Source organism: Allostreptomyces psammosilenae (assembly GCF_013407765.1).
GTDB lineage: Bacteria > Actinomycetota > Actinomycetes > Streptomycetales > Streptomycetaceae > Allostreptomyces > Allostreptomyces psammosilenae.
The window spans coordinates 1,544,504-1,560,573 of record NZ_JACBZD010000001.1; the positions used below are offsets into that span (position 1 = coordinate 1,544,504).

Annotated in this window: 15 protein-coding genes and 1 pseudogene; 10 read left to right on the forward strand and 6 right to left on the reverse strand. The window is 75.0% G+C overall.

Annotated elements, in window-relative coordinates; translation table 11 throughout:
• Positions 1-21 precede the first annotated feature (21 nt).
• From FHU37_RS06150 to FHU37_RS06165, 4 genes are all read right to left on the reverse strand, one after another.
• Positions 22-489: an NUDIX hydrolase gene (locus tag FHU37_RS06150; protein ID WP_218903951.1), complete on the reverse strand. Its 468-nt coding sequence runs from the start codon at positions 487-489 to the stop codon at positions 22-24.
• Between the two features lie 156 nt (positions 490-645).
• Positions 646-2,739 carry a heavy metal translocating P-type ATPase gene (locus tag FHU37_RS06155; RefSeq protein ID WP_179813193.1) on the reverse strand — a complete coding sequence of 698 codons (2,094 nt, stop codon included), beginning with the start codon at positions 2,737-2,739 and terminating at the stop codon, positions 646-648.
• 96 nt (positions 2,740-2,835) lie between these two features.
• The gene (locus FHU37_RS06160; RefSeq protein ID WP_179813194.1) at positions 2,836-4,020 is read right to left on the reverse strand and encodes an NAD(P)/FAD-dependent oxidoreductase; all 1,185 of its coding nucleotides are present in this window, start codon (positions 4,018-4,020) and stop codon (positions 2,836-2,838) included.
• Positions 4,021-4,063: 43 nt separating this feature from the next.
• Entirely contained in the window at positions 4,064-4,270 is a 207-nt protein-coding gene (locus FHU37_RS06165; protein ID WP_179813195.1) for a ferredoxin, read from the reverse strand.
• Positions 4,271-4,669: 399 nt separating this feature from the next.
• On the opposite strand from FHU37_RS06165, the gene FHU37_RS06170 reads away from it, so the two are divergent.
• The 9 genes and pseudogenes from FHU37_RS06170 (at position 4,670) to FHU37_RS27830 (ending at position 14,519) form a co-directional block, all read left to right on the forward strand.
• A complete protein-coding gene (locus FHU37_RS06170) occupies positions 4,670-6,382 on the forward strand; it encodes a peptidoglycan recognition protein family protein (RefSeq protein ID WP_179813196.1) in 1,713 nt (570 codons plus the stop codon).
• Positions 6,383-6,595: 213 nt separating this feature from the next.
• Positions 6,596-8,467: a molecular chaperone DnaK gene (gene dnaK, locus FHU37_RS06175; RefSeq protein WP_179813197.1), complete on the forward strand. Its 1,872-nt coding sequence runs from the start codon at positions 6,596-6,598 to the stop codon at positions 8,465-8,467.
• Positions 8,467-9,096: a nucleotide exchange factor GrpE gene (gene grpE, locus FHU37_RS06180; RefSeq protein WP_179813198.1), complete on the forward strand. Its 630-nt coding sequence runs from the start codon at positions 8,467-8,469 to the stop codon at positions 9,094-9,096. The genes dnaK and grpE overlap by 1 nt, the downstream gene beginning before the upstream one ends.
• A 130-nt stretch (positions 9,097-9,226) precedes the next feature.
• The gene (locus FHU37_RS06185; RefSeq protein ID WP_312892458.1) at positions 9,227-10,252 is read left to right on the forward strand and encodes a hypothetical protein; all 1,026 of its coding nucleotides are present in this window, start codon (positions 9,227-9,229) and stop codon (positions 10,250-10,252) included.
• 276 nt (positions 10,253-10,528) lie between these two features.
• Positions 10,529-11,440 (forward strand): ABC transporter permease, encoded by a 912-nt coding sequence (locus FHU37_RS06190; protein WP_179813199.1) that lies wholly within the window; start codon positions 10,529-10,531, stop codon positions 11,438-11,440.
• A 70-nt stretch (positions 11,441-11,510) separates the two neighbouring features.
• The gene (locus FHU37_RS06195) at positions 11,511-12,287 is read left to right on the forward strand and encodes an ABC transporter permease (protein WP_179816069.1); all 777 of its coding nucleotides are present in this window, start codon (positions 11,511-11,513) and stop codon (positions 12,285-12,287) included.
• Positions 12,288-12,337: 50 nt separating this feature from the next.
• On the forward strand, positions 12,338-13,360 hold the full coding sequence (locus tag FHU37_RS06200; protein WP_179813200.1) for an ABC transporter ATP-binding protein: 1,023 nt from the start codon (positions 12,338-12,340) through the stop codon (positions 13,358-13,360).
• 209 nt (positions 13,361-13,569) lie between these two features.
• Positions 13,570-13,983 (forward strand): annotated as a pseudogene (locus FHU37_RS29490) (MBL fold metallo-hydrolase); the annotation flags it as partial.
• 74 nt (positions 13,984-14,057) lie between these two features.
• Entirely contained in the window at positions 14,058-14,519 is a 462-nt protein-coding gene (locus tag FHU37_RS27830) for an MBL fold metallo-hydrolase (protein WP_246449607.1), read from the forward strand.
• Positions 14,520-14,592: 73 nt separating this feature from the next.
• Here the strand turns inward: FHU37_RS27830 and FHU37_RS06215 are convergent, their stop codons facing one another.
• The gene (locus tag FHU37_RS06215) at positions 14,593-15,006 is read right to left on the reverse strand and encodes an organic hydroperoxide resistance protein (RefSeq protein WP_179813203.1); all 414 of its coding nucleotides are present in this window, start codon (positions 15,004-15,006) and stop codon (positions 14,593-14,595) included.
• A 103-nt stretch (positions 15,007-15,109) separates the two neighbouring features.
• On the opposite strand from FHU37_RS06215, the gene FHU37_RS06220 reads away from it, so the two are divergent.
• Positions 15,110-15,625, forward strand: coding sequence for a MarR family winged helix-turn-helix transcriptional regulator (locus FHU37_RS06220; protein ID WP_179813204.1), 516 nt, complete (start codon positions 15,110-15,112; stop codon positions 15,623-15,625).
• A 10-nt stretch (positions 15,626-15,635) separates the two neighbouring features.
• On the opposite strand, the gene FHU37_RS06225 is transcribed toward FHU37_RS06220, so the two are convergent.
• The gene (locus tag FHU37_RS06225; RefSeq protein ID WP_179813205.1) at positions 15,636-16,037 is read right to left on the reverse strand and encodes a winged helix-turn-helix transcriptional regulator; all 402 of its coding nucleotides are present in this window, start codon (positions 16,035-16,037) and stop codon (positions 15,636-15,638) included.
• Between the last annotated feature and the right edge of the window lie 33 nt (positions 16,038-16,070).

The following is a 16,070-nucleotide window of genomic DNA, read 5'->3' on the forward strand; positions in this document are numbered from 1 at the left end:
GGCCGCCGGCCGACCCGGCCGTCAGCCGGCGGCGCGGCCGGGCGCGGCGGGCGGGAAGCCGGCGACGGTCAGCGGCACGCCGTCCTTGATGGCGGCGAGCGCGCCCACCGTGTAGTCCACGGTGTTCTCCGGCAGCGCGTCCAGCGGCCACCAGCGCAGCTCGGCGCACTTGTGCGGTTCGGCGTTGACGATCTCCCCGGTGTACCGCTGGACGCGGAAGAACAGCTGGATGCGGCCCGCCCGGCTCCGCTCACCGACCCAGTGGTGCACGGTGTGCACCAGCGCCAGGTCGCCCTCGGCGATGGTGATGCCCAGCTCCTCGCGCGCCTCCCGGGCCGCGGCGGCCAGGACGGTCTCCCGCTCCAGGTGGCCGCTCGGGACGTGCCAGAGGCCGTCCCGCCAGCCCGTGCCGGAGCGCAGGCCCAGCAGCACCCGGCCCTCCCGTTCCAGCAGCAGATGCACGCCGACGACGCTGCGGTGCACGCTCACGTCCCACTCCCGTCTTCCCACGAAGGTCGGCAGCCACAGTGCCATGCCGACGGCCGGCGGGACACCGGCCGGCGGGACACCGGCCACGGGGTGGACCGCCGGCTCATCCCCGGGGCGGGCCCGCGCGGAGGGAGCGGCCCCGCCGGGAGGGACGCGTCAGGAGGCGGGGTGCCCGGCCCGCAGGGCCCGGCGCCAGGCGGACTCGCGGAGCAGGCGCAGCCCGTTGAGCCCCACCAGGACGGTGGATCCCTCGTGGCCCGCGACGCCGAGCGGCAGCGGCAGGTGCCCGGCGAGGTCCCAGACCACCAGGACGCCGATGCAGACCCCCGCGATGACCAGGTTCTGCGTCACCAGTCGGCGGGCCTGGCGGGAGAGCGCGACCACCGCCGGGACGGTGGCGAGCTCGTCGCGGACGACCACCGCGTCGGCCGTCTCCAGCGCCAGGTCGGAGCCCGCGCGCCCCATGGCGATGCCGGTGTGCGCGGCGGCCAGTGCCGGCGCGTCGTTGACGCCGTCGCCGACCACCAGCACCTTCCCGCCCTCGGCCGCCAGCGAGCGGACCGCGGCGACCTTGTCCTGGGGGAGCAGGCCGGCGCGCACGTCGGTGATGCCCACCTCCTCGCCCAGGCGGGCGGCGGCGCGCGGGTTGTCGCCGGTCAGCAGCGTCGGCGTGCCGCCGGTGAGGGCGTCCAGTGCCGCGACCGCCCGGGCGGCTCCGGGCCGGATCCGGTCGGCGATCGCCAGCACCCCGGCGGGGACGTCGTCGACGAGCACCACCACCGCGGTGCGGCCGGCCCCCTCGACCCGCGCCACCACGTCGCGGGCGGCGCGCACCGCCTCGCCCCCGACGCCCTCGGCCGCCCCGGCGCCGTCCCGGTCCGCGCCTCGGCCGTCCGGGTCCGCGCCCAGCAGCGCGGCCGGGCTGCCGACCCGCACCTCGTGCCCGGAGACGACCGCCCGCACCCCGCGGCCCGGGGCCGAGGAGAACTCCCGCGCCGGCTCCAGGGGCAGTGCCCGCTCCCGCGCGGCGGCTACCACGGCTCCGGCGAGCGGGTGCTCGCTGGGGTGCTCGGCGGCGGCGGCCAGGGCGAGCACGGCGTCCGCGGCCGACGCCCCGCCGGCCGCACCCGTCCCGCCGCCCGGGGCGACGGTGTCGGCCCCGGTCAGCGGGAGCACCTCGGCGACCCGCGGGGCGCCTTCGGTGAGGGTGCCGGTCTTGTCGAAGGCGACGTGGGTGACCGTGCCCAGGCGTTCCATCACCACCGCGGACTTGACCAGCACGCCGTGCCGCCCGGCGTTCGCGATCGCGGAGAGCAGTGGAGGCATGGTGGCGAGCACCACGGCGCACGGCGATGCCACGATCATGAAGGTCATGGCGCGCAGCAGGGTCTCGGTGAAGTCGGCGCCGAGCGCCAGCGGGACCGCGAAGAGCGCCAGGGTGGCGAGTACGACGCCGACGGAGTAGCGCTGCTCGACCTTCTCGATGAACAGCTGGGTCGGCGCCTTGGTCTCGCTGGCCTCCTCGACCATCGCGACGATCCGGGCGATGACCGACTCGGAGGCGTCCCGTTCCACCCGCACCCGCAGGAAGCCGGTGCCGTTCAGGGTGCCGGCGAACACCTCGTCACCGGGGCGCTTGGGCGCCGGCAGCGGCTCGCCGGTGATGGTGGCCTGGTCGACCTCGCTGGCGCCGTCCAGCACGACGCCGTCCGCCGCCACCCGCTCGCCGGGCCGCACCAGGACCACGTCGCCGACCCGCAGGTCGGTGACGGCCACCTGCTCCTCGGCCTCCGCCTCCCCGGCGCGGAGCCGGACGGCGGTGGCCGGGGCGAGGTCCAGCAGGCCCCGCACGGAGTCGGCGGTGCGCTGGGTGGCCAGCGCCTCCAGCGCGCCGGAGGTGGCGAAGATGACGATGAGCAGGGCGCCGTCCAGGACCTGTCCGATGGCCGCCGCGCCGAGGGCCGCGACGACCATCAGGACGTCCACGTCCAGCGTGCGCTCCCGCAGCGCCCGCAGGCCGGACCAGCCGGGCTCCCAGCCGCCCGCGGCGTAGCAGACCGCGTAGAGCGGCCCCCACAGCCACGCCGGCGCGCCGGCCAGTTGGAGCGGGAAGGCGAGCAGGAAGGCGACGGTGGCGGCCGTCGCCCAGCGCACCTCCGGCAGGGCGAACACCCGGGTGCGGCGCGGCCGCGCCGCGGGGACGGGGCCGGCGGGCGCGGCGGGCCGGTTGTCGACCAGCGTGGGGGGCATCGAGGGCACACCTCTTCGGTGGAGGGGCGGGAGCCCCTCCACCATACCGGAACACATGAAGATGTCTTCACATGTTCCGGCCGTGGTCGTGCGCGCTCAGCCGGCCGCCCCCTCCAGGGCCTGCACGACGTGCTGCCGCGCCAGCCGGGCGCCCTTGGGGCTGTTCCAGCCCACGGCCCCGGTGACCTTCCCGCCCGAGGAGGCCAGTGCCACGAACCTGCCCGCCGCGGGCGCGCCCTCGACGACCCGGATCCCGGCGTCCGCCGGGATGGTGCCGTAGACCTGGATCCTCGCGTCGTACTGGTCGGTCCAGAAGTAGGGGACCGGGGTGTAGGGCCGGTCGGCGCCGAGGATGTTCGCCGCCACGGCCAGCGCCTGCTCGGTGGCGTTGGTCCGGTTCTCCAACCGGACGCCGCCCCCCAGCCTCGCGTCGTGCCAGCGCGCCACGTCGCCGACGGCGTAGACGTCCGGCAGCGCCCGGCAGCGCGAGTCGCAGACCAGCCCGTCCTCCAGGGGCAGCCCGCTGCCCTCCAGCCACCCCGTCCCCGGGGTGGAGCCCACCGTCACCACCACCACCTCGGCCGGGACGGTCTCCCCGTCGCCCAGCCGCACCCCGCTGACCCGCCCCTTCTCGCTGGTCAGGGCGGCCACCCCGACCCCGGTGCGCAGCCGCACGCCGTGCTCGGCGTGCAGGGCGGCGAGCATCCCGCCGAGTTCCTCCCCCAGCTGGCGCGCCATCGGGGTGGGCAGCGGATCGATCAGGGTCACGTCGAGTCCGAGACCGCGGGCGGTCGCGGCGATCTCGCAACCGAGCACCCCGGCGCCGATCACGGCCAGCCGGCGGGCGGCCAGCAGCTCCCGCCGCAGCGCCAGGCTGTCGTCCAGGGTGCGCAGGGTGTGCACCCCGTCCAGGTCCTCGTGGAACGGCAGCCGCCGGGGGGCCAGGCCGGTGGCGACGACCAGCGTGCGGTAGCCCAGCCGTCGTCCGTCGTCCAGGTGGACGGCGCGCGCCCCGGTGTCCAGGCCCACCGCGCGCCGCCCCAGGACGAACTCCAGCCCCAGCTTCTCCAGGTCGGCCTCGCGGCGCAGGTGGGTCTTCTCCGGGGCCCAGGCCCCGGAGAGCACCTGCTTGGACAGCGGCGGCCGGTCGTAGGGCGGGTGCGTCTCCGCGCCGACCAGCCGAATCGTTCCTTCATGCCCCCTGCGGCGCAGCGCCTCCGCGACGCCGAGGCCGCCGGCCGACGCCCCCACCACCAGGACGTCGGTGACGTCGGTGCTCATGCGCGCCCCTCGGCGATCGGCCCGGCCGGCTCCGTCATCCCTCTCACGCGTCCAGCTGTTCCTGGAGGCGGATGGCCGCGGACGGGCACAGCATGGCCGCCTCGCGCACGTTCTCGTGCTCGCTCTCCGGCGGGTTGGCGTCGAGGACGATCACGCTGCCGTCCTCCTCGCTCTGGTCGAACACGGCGGGCGCGACCATCACGCACTGGCCGGCGGCGACGCAGGTGTCTTCCTCGATGATGATGTCCATCGCTGGACTCCTCCGATGGGAAAGGCGACGTTTCGTCAGGCGGTGACGGGGGAACGCGGATTCGCTTCGTGAGGCCCCCGGGGACACAGCATGCTCCTTATGACACTGCGCGTCAATGATGACCTGTCATGCCGTGCTGAGGGGCTGTCATCGCGCCGGGGTGGGGGCGCGGGGAAGAGGGGCGGGCCGCGGTGGGCGGCCGCCGCCCCCTTTATAGCGAGGGCAGGTGTTCTCCGTGCTACCGACCGGTGAACCGTGGGGCTCCCGCGCCGCGGAGCGCGCGCGGCGGGCGCGGCCCGGCGTGGGGGAACGGCGCACCGTGATCGAACTGGTGACCCGTGTCACTCCAACGGCCGGTCGGATGGTGCGAAGTCGCGGTCACCGCGGTAGGTCCAGGGCATGCGCGCTACCACCAGCACCGTCGTCGGGCTCGGCTGCGCCGTCGTGCTCGCCGCCCTGCCACAGGCCATCGCCAACCCGCCGCACCGACCGGACCCCGAACCGGCTGCCTCGGCGGGGCGCGGCGACCGGCCCTCCGACGGCCCGCGAGGCACCCGGGGGGGCGACGACCCCGGCGGCGCCGGCGGGGTCGCACCCGCCGCGCCCGGCACGGTGCCGGAGGGCGGGATCATGTACGCCGTGCCGCTGACGGCCTCCGAGGAGAACCCGGACACCACCTCCCGGCTGCCGGCGACGCTCACCCCGGCGGCTCCCGGCCGCCCCGCCTCGCTCACCCTGGACCGCCTCGACATGGATCCCTTCAGCCTGGTCGGGGTCACCTGGGAGGAGCCCACGGCCGCCCTCCACGCCACCGTCGAGGTCCGGGTGCGGGACATGGAGACCCAGGAGTGGGGGGAGTGGCAGCCGCTGGAGATCCACCCGGACGACGCGCCCGACGCGCCCTCCGACGAGGGCGGCGACCGGGTCCGCGGCGGCACGGCGCCGCTGTGGGTCGGCGCGTCCGACGGCGTGGAGGTGCGGATGGTCCAGGTCGAGCCCGAGGGCGGGGACGGCCACCAGGACGCCGGCCGGGACGGCGCGGCGTCGGCCGCGGCCCCGGCGGCCGAGCAGCCCTTCCCGGCCGGGCTCCGCCTCGACCTGGTCAACCCCGGCGACCTCCCGGTGGAGTCCCCGGGCAAGGAGTCCTCCGGCGGCGGCGGGACCATCGTGGTGAACACGCCCGGACGGCCGGCGGACACCGGGCCGGCGGCGCTGCCCGCGGTGCTGCCGGCGGTGGCGGGGCCGGCGCCGGCCGCCGGTGCCGCGGTCGTCGCGGCGCCGGTCGTCGCGACGACCGCGACGGCCCCGGCCGGGGAGCCGGAGCCGCGGCCCGGCGGCGCCCTGGCCGGAACGGACTGGCAGACCTGGCTGGGCGGCGCCGGCGGGGCCGCCGGCGCCGGGGCGGCCGGTGAGGGCGCGGCCGGTGGCGCCGGTGCCGGCGGGCAGGCGGCCGGCGGCACCCCGCCCGGTTCCCCCGACCTGCGGGCCCCCCGCCCGGAGATCGTCACCCGGGCGCAGTGGGGCGCCGACGAGTCGGTCCGCGACAGCGCCTTCGCCTACACCGCGACCGTCAAGGCCGCCTTCGTGCACCACACCGGCTCGGGCAACGACTACAGCTGCGCCGACGCGCCCGCCCTGATCAAGTCCATCTACCTGTACCACGTCACCGGCAACGGCTGGCGGGACATCGGGTACAACTTCCTGGTCGACAAGTGCGGCACGATCTACGAGGGCCGCGCCGGGGGGATCACCGAGGCCATCCTCGGCGCGCACACCACCGGCTTCAACATCGACACCATCGGCGTCGCCGTGCTCGGGACCTTCACCGACGTCGCGCCCTCCGAGGAGGCGCTGCGCGGCCTGGAGCGGATCATCGCGTGGAAGCTCGGTCTCTTCGGGCGGGACGCCGCCGGCACCACCACGCTGGTCTCCTCCAACAGCGACAGCCGCTACGCCGAGGACACCCCGGGCGACTTCGCGGTCGTCTCCGGCCACCAGGACGGCTTCCACACCGACTGCCCCGGCCGGATGCTGCAGGCGCTGCTGCCCCGGGTCCGGGAGGGTGCCAGGGCGCTCCAGGGCGGCGGGCCGCCCGTGGAGGGCGGAGCCTGACCGACACCCGAGCGTCCCGGGCGAATCGGGCGAAAATCAGCAGTATGGTGATATTCCTGAAATCTTGACATCGGTCCGCTCCGGTTCTATCCAGGTGCTGTGGCCACTCGCCGCAGATGCCGCCAAAGGTGCTGGTCAGAGCCGTAGGAGCCACCCTGGGTGAGGTCTCGGGGCCCCGGCACCGCGAACCGTCCACGAGGAGGGACAACTGACATGGCGCGCGCGGTCGGTATCGACCTCGGTACCACGAACTCGGTCGTCTGCGTTCTGGAGGGCGGTGAACCCACCGTCATCGCCAACACCGAGGGGGCGCGGACCACCCCGTCGGTGGTGGCCTTCGGCAAGGGCGGCGAGGTGCTCGTCGGCGAGGTCGCCAAACGGCAGGCGGTCACCAACGTCGAGCGCACCGCCCGGTCGGTCAAGCGCCACATGGGCGAGCCGCACTGGCGCTTCCCCGAGTCCGGCGCCGTGGACGGCAAGCGGTACACCGCCCAGGAGATCTCCGCGCGGGTGCTGCAGAAGCTCAAGCGCGACGCCGAGGCATACCTGGGCGAGGAGGTCACCGACGCGGTGATCACCGTCCCGGCCTACTTCAACGACGCCCAGCGCACCGCCACCAAGGAGGCCGGTGAGATCGCCGGCCTGAACGTCCTGCGGATCATCAACGAGCCGACCTCCGCCGCCCTGGCCTACGGCCTGGACAAGGAGAACGACCAGACCATCCTGGTCTTCGACCTCGGCGGCGGCACCTTCGACGTCTCGCTGCTGGAGATCGGCGAGGGCGTGGTGGAGGTGAAGTCCACCGCCGGCGACACCCACCTCGGTGGCGACGACTGGGACCAGCGCATCGTCGACCACCTGGTCAAGCGCTTCCAGGGCGCCTACGGGATCGACCTGTCCAAGGACAAGATGGCCGCGCAGCGGCTGCGGGAGGCCGCCGAGCGGGCCAAGATCGAGCTGTCCGCCGCGACCGAGACCAGCGTCAACCTGCCCTACATCAGCGCCTCCCCGGACGGGCCGCTGCACCTGGACGAGCGGCTCACCCGGGCGCAGTTCCAGCAGCTCACCGCCGACCTGCTGGAGCGCTGCAAGCAGCCCTTCCACCAGGCGATCAAGGACGCCGGGATCCAGCTCACCGACATCAACCACGTGATCCTGGTCGGCGGCTCCACCCGCATGCCGGCGGTGACCGAACTGGTCGTGGAGATGACCGGCAAGGAGCCGCACAAGGGCGTGAACCCGGACGAGGTCGTGGCGATCGGCGCCTCGCTGCAGGCCGGTGTGCTCAAGGGCGAGGTCAAGGACGTCCTGCTGCTCGACGTCACCCCGCTGTCCCTCGGCATCGAGACCAAGGGCGGCATCATGACCAAGCTGATCGAGCGCAACACCACGATCCCGACCAAGCGCTCGGAGATCTTCACCACGGCGGAGGACAACCAGCCGTCGGTGCAGATCCAGGTCTACCAGGGCGAGCGGGAGATCGCGGCCTACAACAAGAAGCTCGGCATGTTCGAGCTGACCGGCCTGCCGCCGGCGCCGCGCGGCGTGCCGCAGATCGAGGTCACCTTCGACATCGACGCCAACGGCATCATGCACGTCTCCGCCAAGGACCTCGGCACCGGCAAGGAGCAGCGGATGACCGTCACCGGCGGCTCCGCGCTGCCGAAGGACGACATCGAGCGGATGATGCGCGAGGCCGAGCAGCACGCGGAGGAGGACCACCGCCGCCGCGAGGCCGCCGAGACCCGCAACCAGGCCGAGACGCTCGTCTACAGCACCGAGCGGCTGCTCCGGGAGAACGCCGAACGCGTCCCGGACGACACCCGGGGCGAGGTCGAGACCGCCCTGGCCGAGCTGAAGGAGAAGCTGGGGGGCGAGGACGCCGCGGCCATCCGGGCCGCCACCGACCGGCTCGCCGCCACCGCCCAGAAGATCGGCACCGCCATGTACGCCCAGGCCCAGGGAGCCGGACAGGCCGGTCCCGGGCAGGCCGGCGGTACGGCAGCAGGCGCGGGGGAGGGCGAACAGGACGTGGTCGACGCCGAGATCGTCGATGACGACGAGCGGCCGCGCGGGGGTGCCTGATGCGCCGCCCGCCCCGCTCCCGCCACCCCGGCCGGCGGTCCACCCCGGTGGTGGTCCGCGACCTGCGGCGCGTCGACCCGGACACCGGCGGCCCCGGGCCGTGCGGGCTCGGCGGACCCAAGCCGCTCACGCCCGCCGGCCGGGACACCGACCACGGCGGGACCCCGCCGCCGGCCGACCCGCCGGCGGGCCCGCCGCCGGGCGCGGGACGACGCGACGAGCTCCGTGAACGCGTCGCCGACCTGCAACGGCTGAAGGCCGAGTACGACAACTACCGCAAGCGGGTGCGGCGGGACCGCATCGCGGTCCGCGAGATCGCCGTGGCCAACGTGCTCGCCGGACTGCTGCCGGTGCTCGACGCCGTCGCCGCGGCCCGCGAGAGCGGCGAGGTGGTCGCCGGCTTCGAGGCGGTCGTCGAGACGCTCCAGGCCCAGCTGGCCGCCCTGGGCCTGCGGTCCTTCGGCCGGGAGGGCGAGCCGTTCGACCCCACCGTCCACCGGGCGGTGACGCTCTCCCACTCCACGGCGGTGGACCGGCCCACCTGCGTGCGGGTGCTGCGCCCGGGCTACCGGGTCGGCGACCAGCTGCTCCGCCCGGCCGAGGTGATGGTCGCCGAACCACCGGCCTGATCCGGCCCGCACCCGATCCGACAGCCGGCCTGGAACCCGGGGCGCGACCCGGCCCGGGCCGGCCGGTCCGTCCGGCCCCGTGCACCCGGCGTTCACCCGGCGGCCGTCACCGCCCACTACCGTGCCGGCGGTGAACACCAACCTGTTGTCGCGCCGCGGCCTGCTCGGCGCCGCCCTCGGCGGGGCGGCGGCACTGGCCCTCGGCGCCCCCGCCTCCGCGTCGCCCCGCGCCCACCGGCCCCGCGTGCTGGTCGCCACCAACGAGCCCTGGGGCACCTACCACGTCAGGCCGCTGCTCGCCGAGGCCGCGCGCCGCGGCTGGCGGCTGACCCAGCTGGTACCGGACCTGAGCGCGATCGCGCCGGGCGACCCCGTTCCGGTGGCCACCCCCGCGGACGCCCCCGCCGCCGACCTGCTGGTGGTCACCGGCGCGGGCGACTGGCCGGCCGACTGCGCCGCCCACTTCCGGCGCCTGCCGCTGGTCGCCAGCTCGCTCGCCTACCACCAGCCCGTTCAGGCCCCCCGCGCGGCCGAGCTGCGCCGCCGGCTCCGCTCGATCACCTCCTCGTCGCCGGCCGAGTCCCGCGCCTTCGCCCGACACCTCGGCACCCGCCGGCCGATCCGGGTCGTCGGATCCCCGCAGACCGACGACCTGCCGCCGCGACGCCCCGAGGCCGACCTGGTTCTGGTGCTCACCAGCGTCACCCACCCGGACGGCACCGGCGGCGCCGCGCCGGGGACCGAACTCCTCCTCGCCTCCGCCGAGAAGCTGGCGGCGGCCGGCAAGCGCATCCTGGTCGGCCTGCACCCCCGCGAGGACCGCACCCTCTGGGAGCGCTACGAGATCAGCGAGGTTCCCTCGGTGACCGCCTCCGCCCGGGCCGAGGTGGCCGTCGGCATCCCGGGCACGGTCTTCCCGCTGGTCGCCGCCGTGGGAACGCCGCTGGTCGGCTGCGTGGACCCGGCGCTGACCGTTCCCGACTACCTGCTCGCGGTCTGCTCCTCCACCATCGGGGACGCGGGGGAGGCGGAGGCCGCGGTGGCCGGGGCGGCGCTCCCCGAGCCGGCGGTCCTCGCCGACGCCGTCGGCCCCGTCGGCGGCTCGGCCCGTCGCCTCCTCGACGCGTGGTCCCGGGCGATCCCCGCCGCCCACTGACGGCCCACCACACGGACCGCGCCCACCGGGGCGGGCGTCGCCCGCCCCGGTGACCCCCTGCCGAAAAACCGGTGCGCGCGCGCCGCGAGATCGCTACGCTGCGGCGCGGCGGGTTCGCGCGGCACAAGTCCGCGAACCGAACACGACCGCCCTCACATCCGCCACCCCCGGATCGCCACCGACCCGGGGGCGCTCAGGCATGCCCGCATGCCTGTCGGCACTTCCCCGGCCTCGCCGCGACGGCGCGCCCTCCCCACCGACGACAGGGAGACGACCATGCCCCCGACCACCCCCACCGCCCCCGCGGACCCCGACGAACCCGCCCAAGACGGACACCCCCCGCCCGGTCTGCCGGCGCGTCACCCACCCGCCGGGGCTGGCGCGGCCTGGGGCCTGTACGGCTCCGTCGCCCGCGGCTCGTTCCGCCGGTACGCCACCTACCGGGCGGCCACCCTCGCCGGGCTCTTCACCAACACCGTCTTCGGCTTCATCCTGGCCTACACCTTCGCCGCGCTGTGGCAGGCCCGGCCCGGGCTCGGCGGGTACGACACCTCCCAGGCCGTCACCTACATCTGGGTCAGCCAGGGCCTGCTGGTCACCGTCGCCGTCTGGGGCGGCGGCTTCCAGGACGACGTGCAGACCCGGATCCGCGACGGCGACATCGTCGTCGACCTGTACCGGCCGGTCGACTTCCAGCTGTGGTGGCTGGCCAGCGACCTCGGCCGGGCCGCCTTCCACCTCCTCGCCCGCGGCATCGTGCCCCTGGCGGTCGGCGCCCTCGCCTTCCACCTGCGCATGCCGGTCTCGGCGTCGACCTGGGTCGCCTTCCTGCTCTCGGTCGCCCTCGCCGTCGTGGTCAGCTTCGGCATCCGCTACCTGGTGTCGCTGGCCGGCTTCTGGCTGCTGGACTCCGAGGGCCTGCGGACGGTCGCCCTGCTCCTCGGCATGTTCTTCTCCGGCATGCTGCTGCCGATCGCCCTCTTCCCCGGCGCGCTCGGCGAGGTGGCGCGGATCATGCCGTGGTCGGCGATGATCCAGATCCCCGGGGACGTCTTCCTGGAACGGCGCACCGGGGGTGACCTGGCCGCCGCGTTCGGCTTCCAGGCAGCCTGGGCGCTGGTGCTGCTCGCCGCCGGCCGCGCCGTGCAGGGGCTGGCCACCCGGAAGGTGGTGGTCCAGGGTGGCTGACGCGCTGACCGAACGGACCACCGCGCCGGACCGCGGCCCGGGACCGCTGTGGTCGCTGCGGGTGTGGCGGATGACCGCCGGGATGTGGGTGCGCTCGGCCCTGACCTACCGGGCCTCCTTCGCGATGATGCTGCTCGGCAACCTGGCCGTCACCACGCTGGACTTCGTCATCGTCGCGCTCATGTTCCAGCACACCGACCACCTCGGCGGCTGGGCGATGCCCGAGGTCGCCTTCCTCTACGCCACCTCCAGCCTCGCCATCGGGATCGCCGACCTGCTGGTCGGCAGCATCGAGGGTCTCGGCCGGCGGGTCCGGCTCGGCACCTTCGACACCATGCTGGTCCGGCCCGCCCCCGTGCTCGCCCAGATGGCCGCCGACCGCTTCGCGCTGCGCCGGCTGGGCCGGCCCCTGCAGGCCTGTGCCGTCCTGGTCTGGTCGCTGACCGCCGTCGACGTGCACTGGACCTGGGACCGGGTGCTGCTCGTCCCGGTGATGCTGGTCTGCGGCGCCGTGATCTTCGCCGCGCTCTTCGTGGCGGGCGCCGCCTTCCAGTTCTGGGCCGCCGACGCGGCCGAGGTGCAGAACAGCTTCACCTACGGGGGCGCCACCATGCTCCAGTACCCGCCGACGATCTTCGCCCGCGAACTGGTCACCGGTGTGGTCTTCGGCGTCCCGCTGGCCTTCGTCAACTGGCTGCCGGCACTGCACGTCCTGGACCGTCCGGACCCGTTGGGCCTGCCGGAGGCGTTCCACTTCGCCTCCCCGCTCGCCGCGGCGCTGGCCGCGACCGTCGCCTGGCTCGCCTGGCGCGCCGGCGTGCGCGCCTACCGCGGCACCGGCAGCTGACCCACCCACGCCGACCCGCCAACACGACGCGACCGAAAGGCCCTTGCACCATGCCCCTGATCGAACTGGACGACGTCGCCCGCACCTTCACCATCCGCGCCAAGACCGGCCGGTTCCGCCGGGAGAAACGCCGGGTCCGCGCCGTCGACGGCCTGACCTTCACCGTGGAGGCCGGCGAGTGCGTCGGCTACATCGGCCCCAACGGCGCGGGGAAGTCGACCACCATCAAGATGCTCACCGGCATCCTGGTGCCGAGCGCCGGCCGGCTGCGGGTCGCCGGCGTCGACCCGGCCCGCGACCGGGTCCGGCTCGCCCGGCGCATCGGCGTCGTCTTCGGCCAGCGCACCACCCTGTGGTGGGACCTGCCGCTGCGCGACTCCTACGAGCTGGCCAGGCGCGTCTACCGCATCCCCGCCGCGCGCTACCGGGCCAACCTGGAGCGCTGCCTGGACCTGCTCGAACTGGGCCCGCTGCTGGACACCCCGGTCCGCCAGCTCTCCCTGGGGCAGCGGATGCGGGGCGACATCGCCGCGGCCCTGCTGCACGACCCCGAGGTGCTCTACCTGGACGAGCCCACCATCGGCCTCGACATCGTCTCCAAGAACCGGGTGCGGCGGTTCCTGAAGGACGTCAACGCCGAGGCCGGCACCACCGTGCTGCTGACCACCCACGACCTGACCGACATCGAGCAACTGTGCTCGCGGGTGATGGTCATCGACCACGGCCGGCTGATCCACGACGGCGGCCTGGAGGACCTGCACGCGGTGGGGCGCAGCGAGCGCACCCTGGTGGTGGACCTCGCCGAGGTCACGGCGCCCATCGAGGTGGCCGGCGCCCGGGTGGTCCGGGTGGACGGGCCGCGGCAGTGGCTGGCGTTCCCCGCCACCAGCAGCGCCGCCCCGGTGGTGGCGGCCGTCGCCGCCCGCTACCCGCTGGTGGACCTCTCGGTCCGCGAGCCGGCGATCGAGGACGTCATCGCCCGGATGTACAGCGAGGGGACGGAGGGCGGACCGGGCGGCGGGGCGCACCCCGAGGAGGAGCGGACCGCGAGCGGCGCCGCGCCGCCGTCCTGAGGGAGCGTCCGCGTCGCCCCCTCGACCGATCGGAAGGGTTCCCCGGGGCGGATCGCTGTCGGGGGCACAGGGCGTGACGGCCGTGAACATTGTGCGGAACCGGCATCGACGCGCCCCGGGCCACCTGGAAAGCATGCGTGACCATGGGAAATCTTCATATCGTCCGACCGGGTGTGTGGGTGTGGCTGCCGAACGGCGGCACGTGGGGGATGGCGAACATCGGCCTGATCCACGACGGTGACGTGGCCGCCGTCGTGGACACCCCCTACACGGTCCCGCTCACCGAGGCGTTACTCGCCGAGGCCCGAAGGGCGCTGGGCGCCGTCTCCGTCGAGGTGGTGGTCAACACCCACGGCAACGGCGACCACAGCTGGGGGAACCAGTGCTTCCCGGGCGCCGAGATCATCAGCACCGCCGACAACCACGACCACCTGCACGCGGAGCCCACCCCGCAACAGGTGCACGCCCTGGTGCACGACACCGACCCGGCCTCGCCGATGGGCTGGTACATGCGGCGGCACTTCGGCGGGTTCGACTTCTCGACCGTGGAACCGACCGCCCCGAACCGCACCTTCACCGAACGGCTGGAGCTGCGGGTCGGATCGCTGGCGGTGGAACTGCTGGAGGTGGGCCCGGCGCACACCGCGGGCGACCTCGTGGTCCACCTGCCGCGGCGGGGGGTGTCTTCGCGGGGGACGTGCTCTTCGCCGGCGACCACCCCTGCCACTGGGCGGGTCCGCTGGAGCGCGTCATCGCCGCGGCCGAACGGATCCTCGGTCTCGGCCCCGAGGTGGTCGTCCCGGGCCACGGCGGGCTGCTGGACGCCGCGGGAGTGCGCGAGCACATCGGCTACCTGGAGCGGCTCCGGGACCACGCGGCGGACTGCTTCGAGCGGGGCGTCGACCTGCCGGAGGCGACCGCGCGGTTCCTCGCCGACGGCGGCTTCGAGCTGGGGCTGCCGGAACGCGTGCTGATCACCCTCGCGACCGAGTACCGGCACCTGCGCGGCGGGGACGAGCGCCCCGACCTGGTCGCCGCGGTCGGGGCCGCCGCGCGGCTCGCCTGGGAGTGGGAGCACCACCCCTCCAGGAGCCCCGGGCCGGCGCCGTCCGGGCCCGAGCCGTCCGCCCCCGGCGGCGGCCGGTCCTTCGCCGCCTGAACGGCCGATCGCGCCTCGCCCGCCCAGCCCTCGTGGCCGGGCGGGCGAGGCGGCGGGGTGCGCCGGGGCCCGGTCACTCCACGACGAGTTCGACCGGGATGTTCCCGCGGGTGGCCTTGGAGTACGGGCAGAACCGGTGCGCCCGCTCCACGAGCTCGCGCCCGGTCGCGTTCTGCAGCTCCTCCGGCAGTTCGACGCGCAGGGTCACGGAGAGGGCGAAGCCGCCGTCGTCGTCCTTGCCGATGCCGACCTCCGCGGTGACCGAGGCGTCCCGGGTGTCCACCTTCGCCTCCCGGCCGACGGCGCCGAGCGCGCTGGCGAAGCAGGCCGCGTAGCCGGCGGCGAACAGCTGCTCGGGGTTGGTTCCCTTGCCGTCGCCGCCGAGCGCCGCCGGGAAGGCGAGGGTGAGGTCGAGCCGGCCGTCCGAGCTCACGGCCCGCCCCTCGCGGCCGTTGGCGGTCGCCGCGGCGGTGTACAGAGCGTCCATCCGGATCACGTCTCCCTGTCCTGGTCGCGGGCCGGGCGCCCGCTCCGGAGTAATTAGTAGCACGCAATCTAGTTGTCCACAACTGAGTTGTATCCTTGAGGTCATGGTCACCACTCCGAACTCCGGGCAGGCGTCGTCGGCGGGCGGCGCGGCGCTGCCGTCCGGTGCCGAGATGCTCCGGCTGGACGCGCAGATCTGCTTCGCGCTGCACGCCGCCTCGCGGGCCTTCGGGGGGCTGTACCGGCGGCTGCTGCGGGACCTTGGCCTCACCTACCCGCAGTACCTGGTGATGCTGGCGCTGTGGGAGCACGGCGAGCTGTCCGTCAAGCGGCTCGGCGAGCTGCTGCGGCTCGACTCCGGCACGCTGTCGCCGCTGCTGAAGCGGCTGGACGCGGCCGGCCTGGTGCGCAAGGAGCGCAGCGCGCGGGACGAGCGCTCGGTGCTCGTCCGCCCGACCGCCCAGGGGGAGGCCCTGCGGGAACGCGCCGAGGAGGTGCCGGTGCGGATCGTCTCCGCGACCGGGCTCGGCCTGGAGGAGGTGGTGCGGCTGCGCGACACGCTGCACCGGCTCACCGACGTGCTCGACGCGGCCGACCCGGACGCCGGAACCGGGAGCTGACCTCGGCGGCTCAGTGCCGCGGCGCCCCGCCGGCGGCGCGCTCCCGCCGCGCGCGGTCGTACGCCTGCTGCGCGGCGAGCACCCGCTCCGTGCGCTCCTCCGACCAGCGGGCCAGCGACCACACGTGTCCGGCGGCCTCCTCGCCGAGCGCGGTGAGGGAGTAGTCCACCCGCGGCGGGATGACGGCGTGCGCGTGGCGGTGCACCAGGCCGTCGCGCTCCAGGGTCTGCAGGGTCTGGGTGAGCATCTTCTCGGTCACCCCGCCGACGGCGCGGCGCAGCTCGCCGAAGCGGTGCGGCCGCTCCAGCAGCGCGGCGAGCACCAGCACCCCCCAGCGGCTGGTGACGTGCTCCAGGACCATGCGCTGCGGGCACCGCGGCCCGCCGCTCACCCGGGTGACGCTATCGCTCATGCCGGTAACTTACTTCAAAGTGGGTACTTCGAA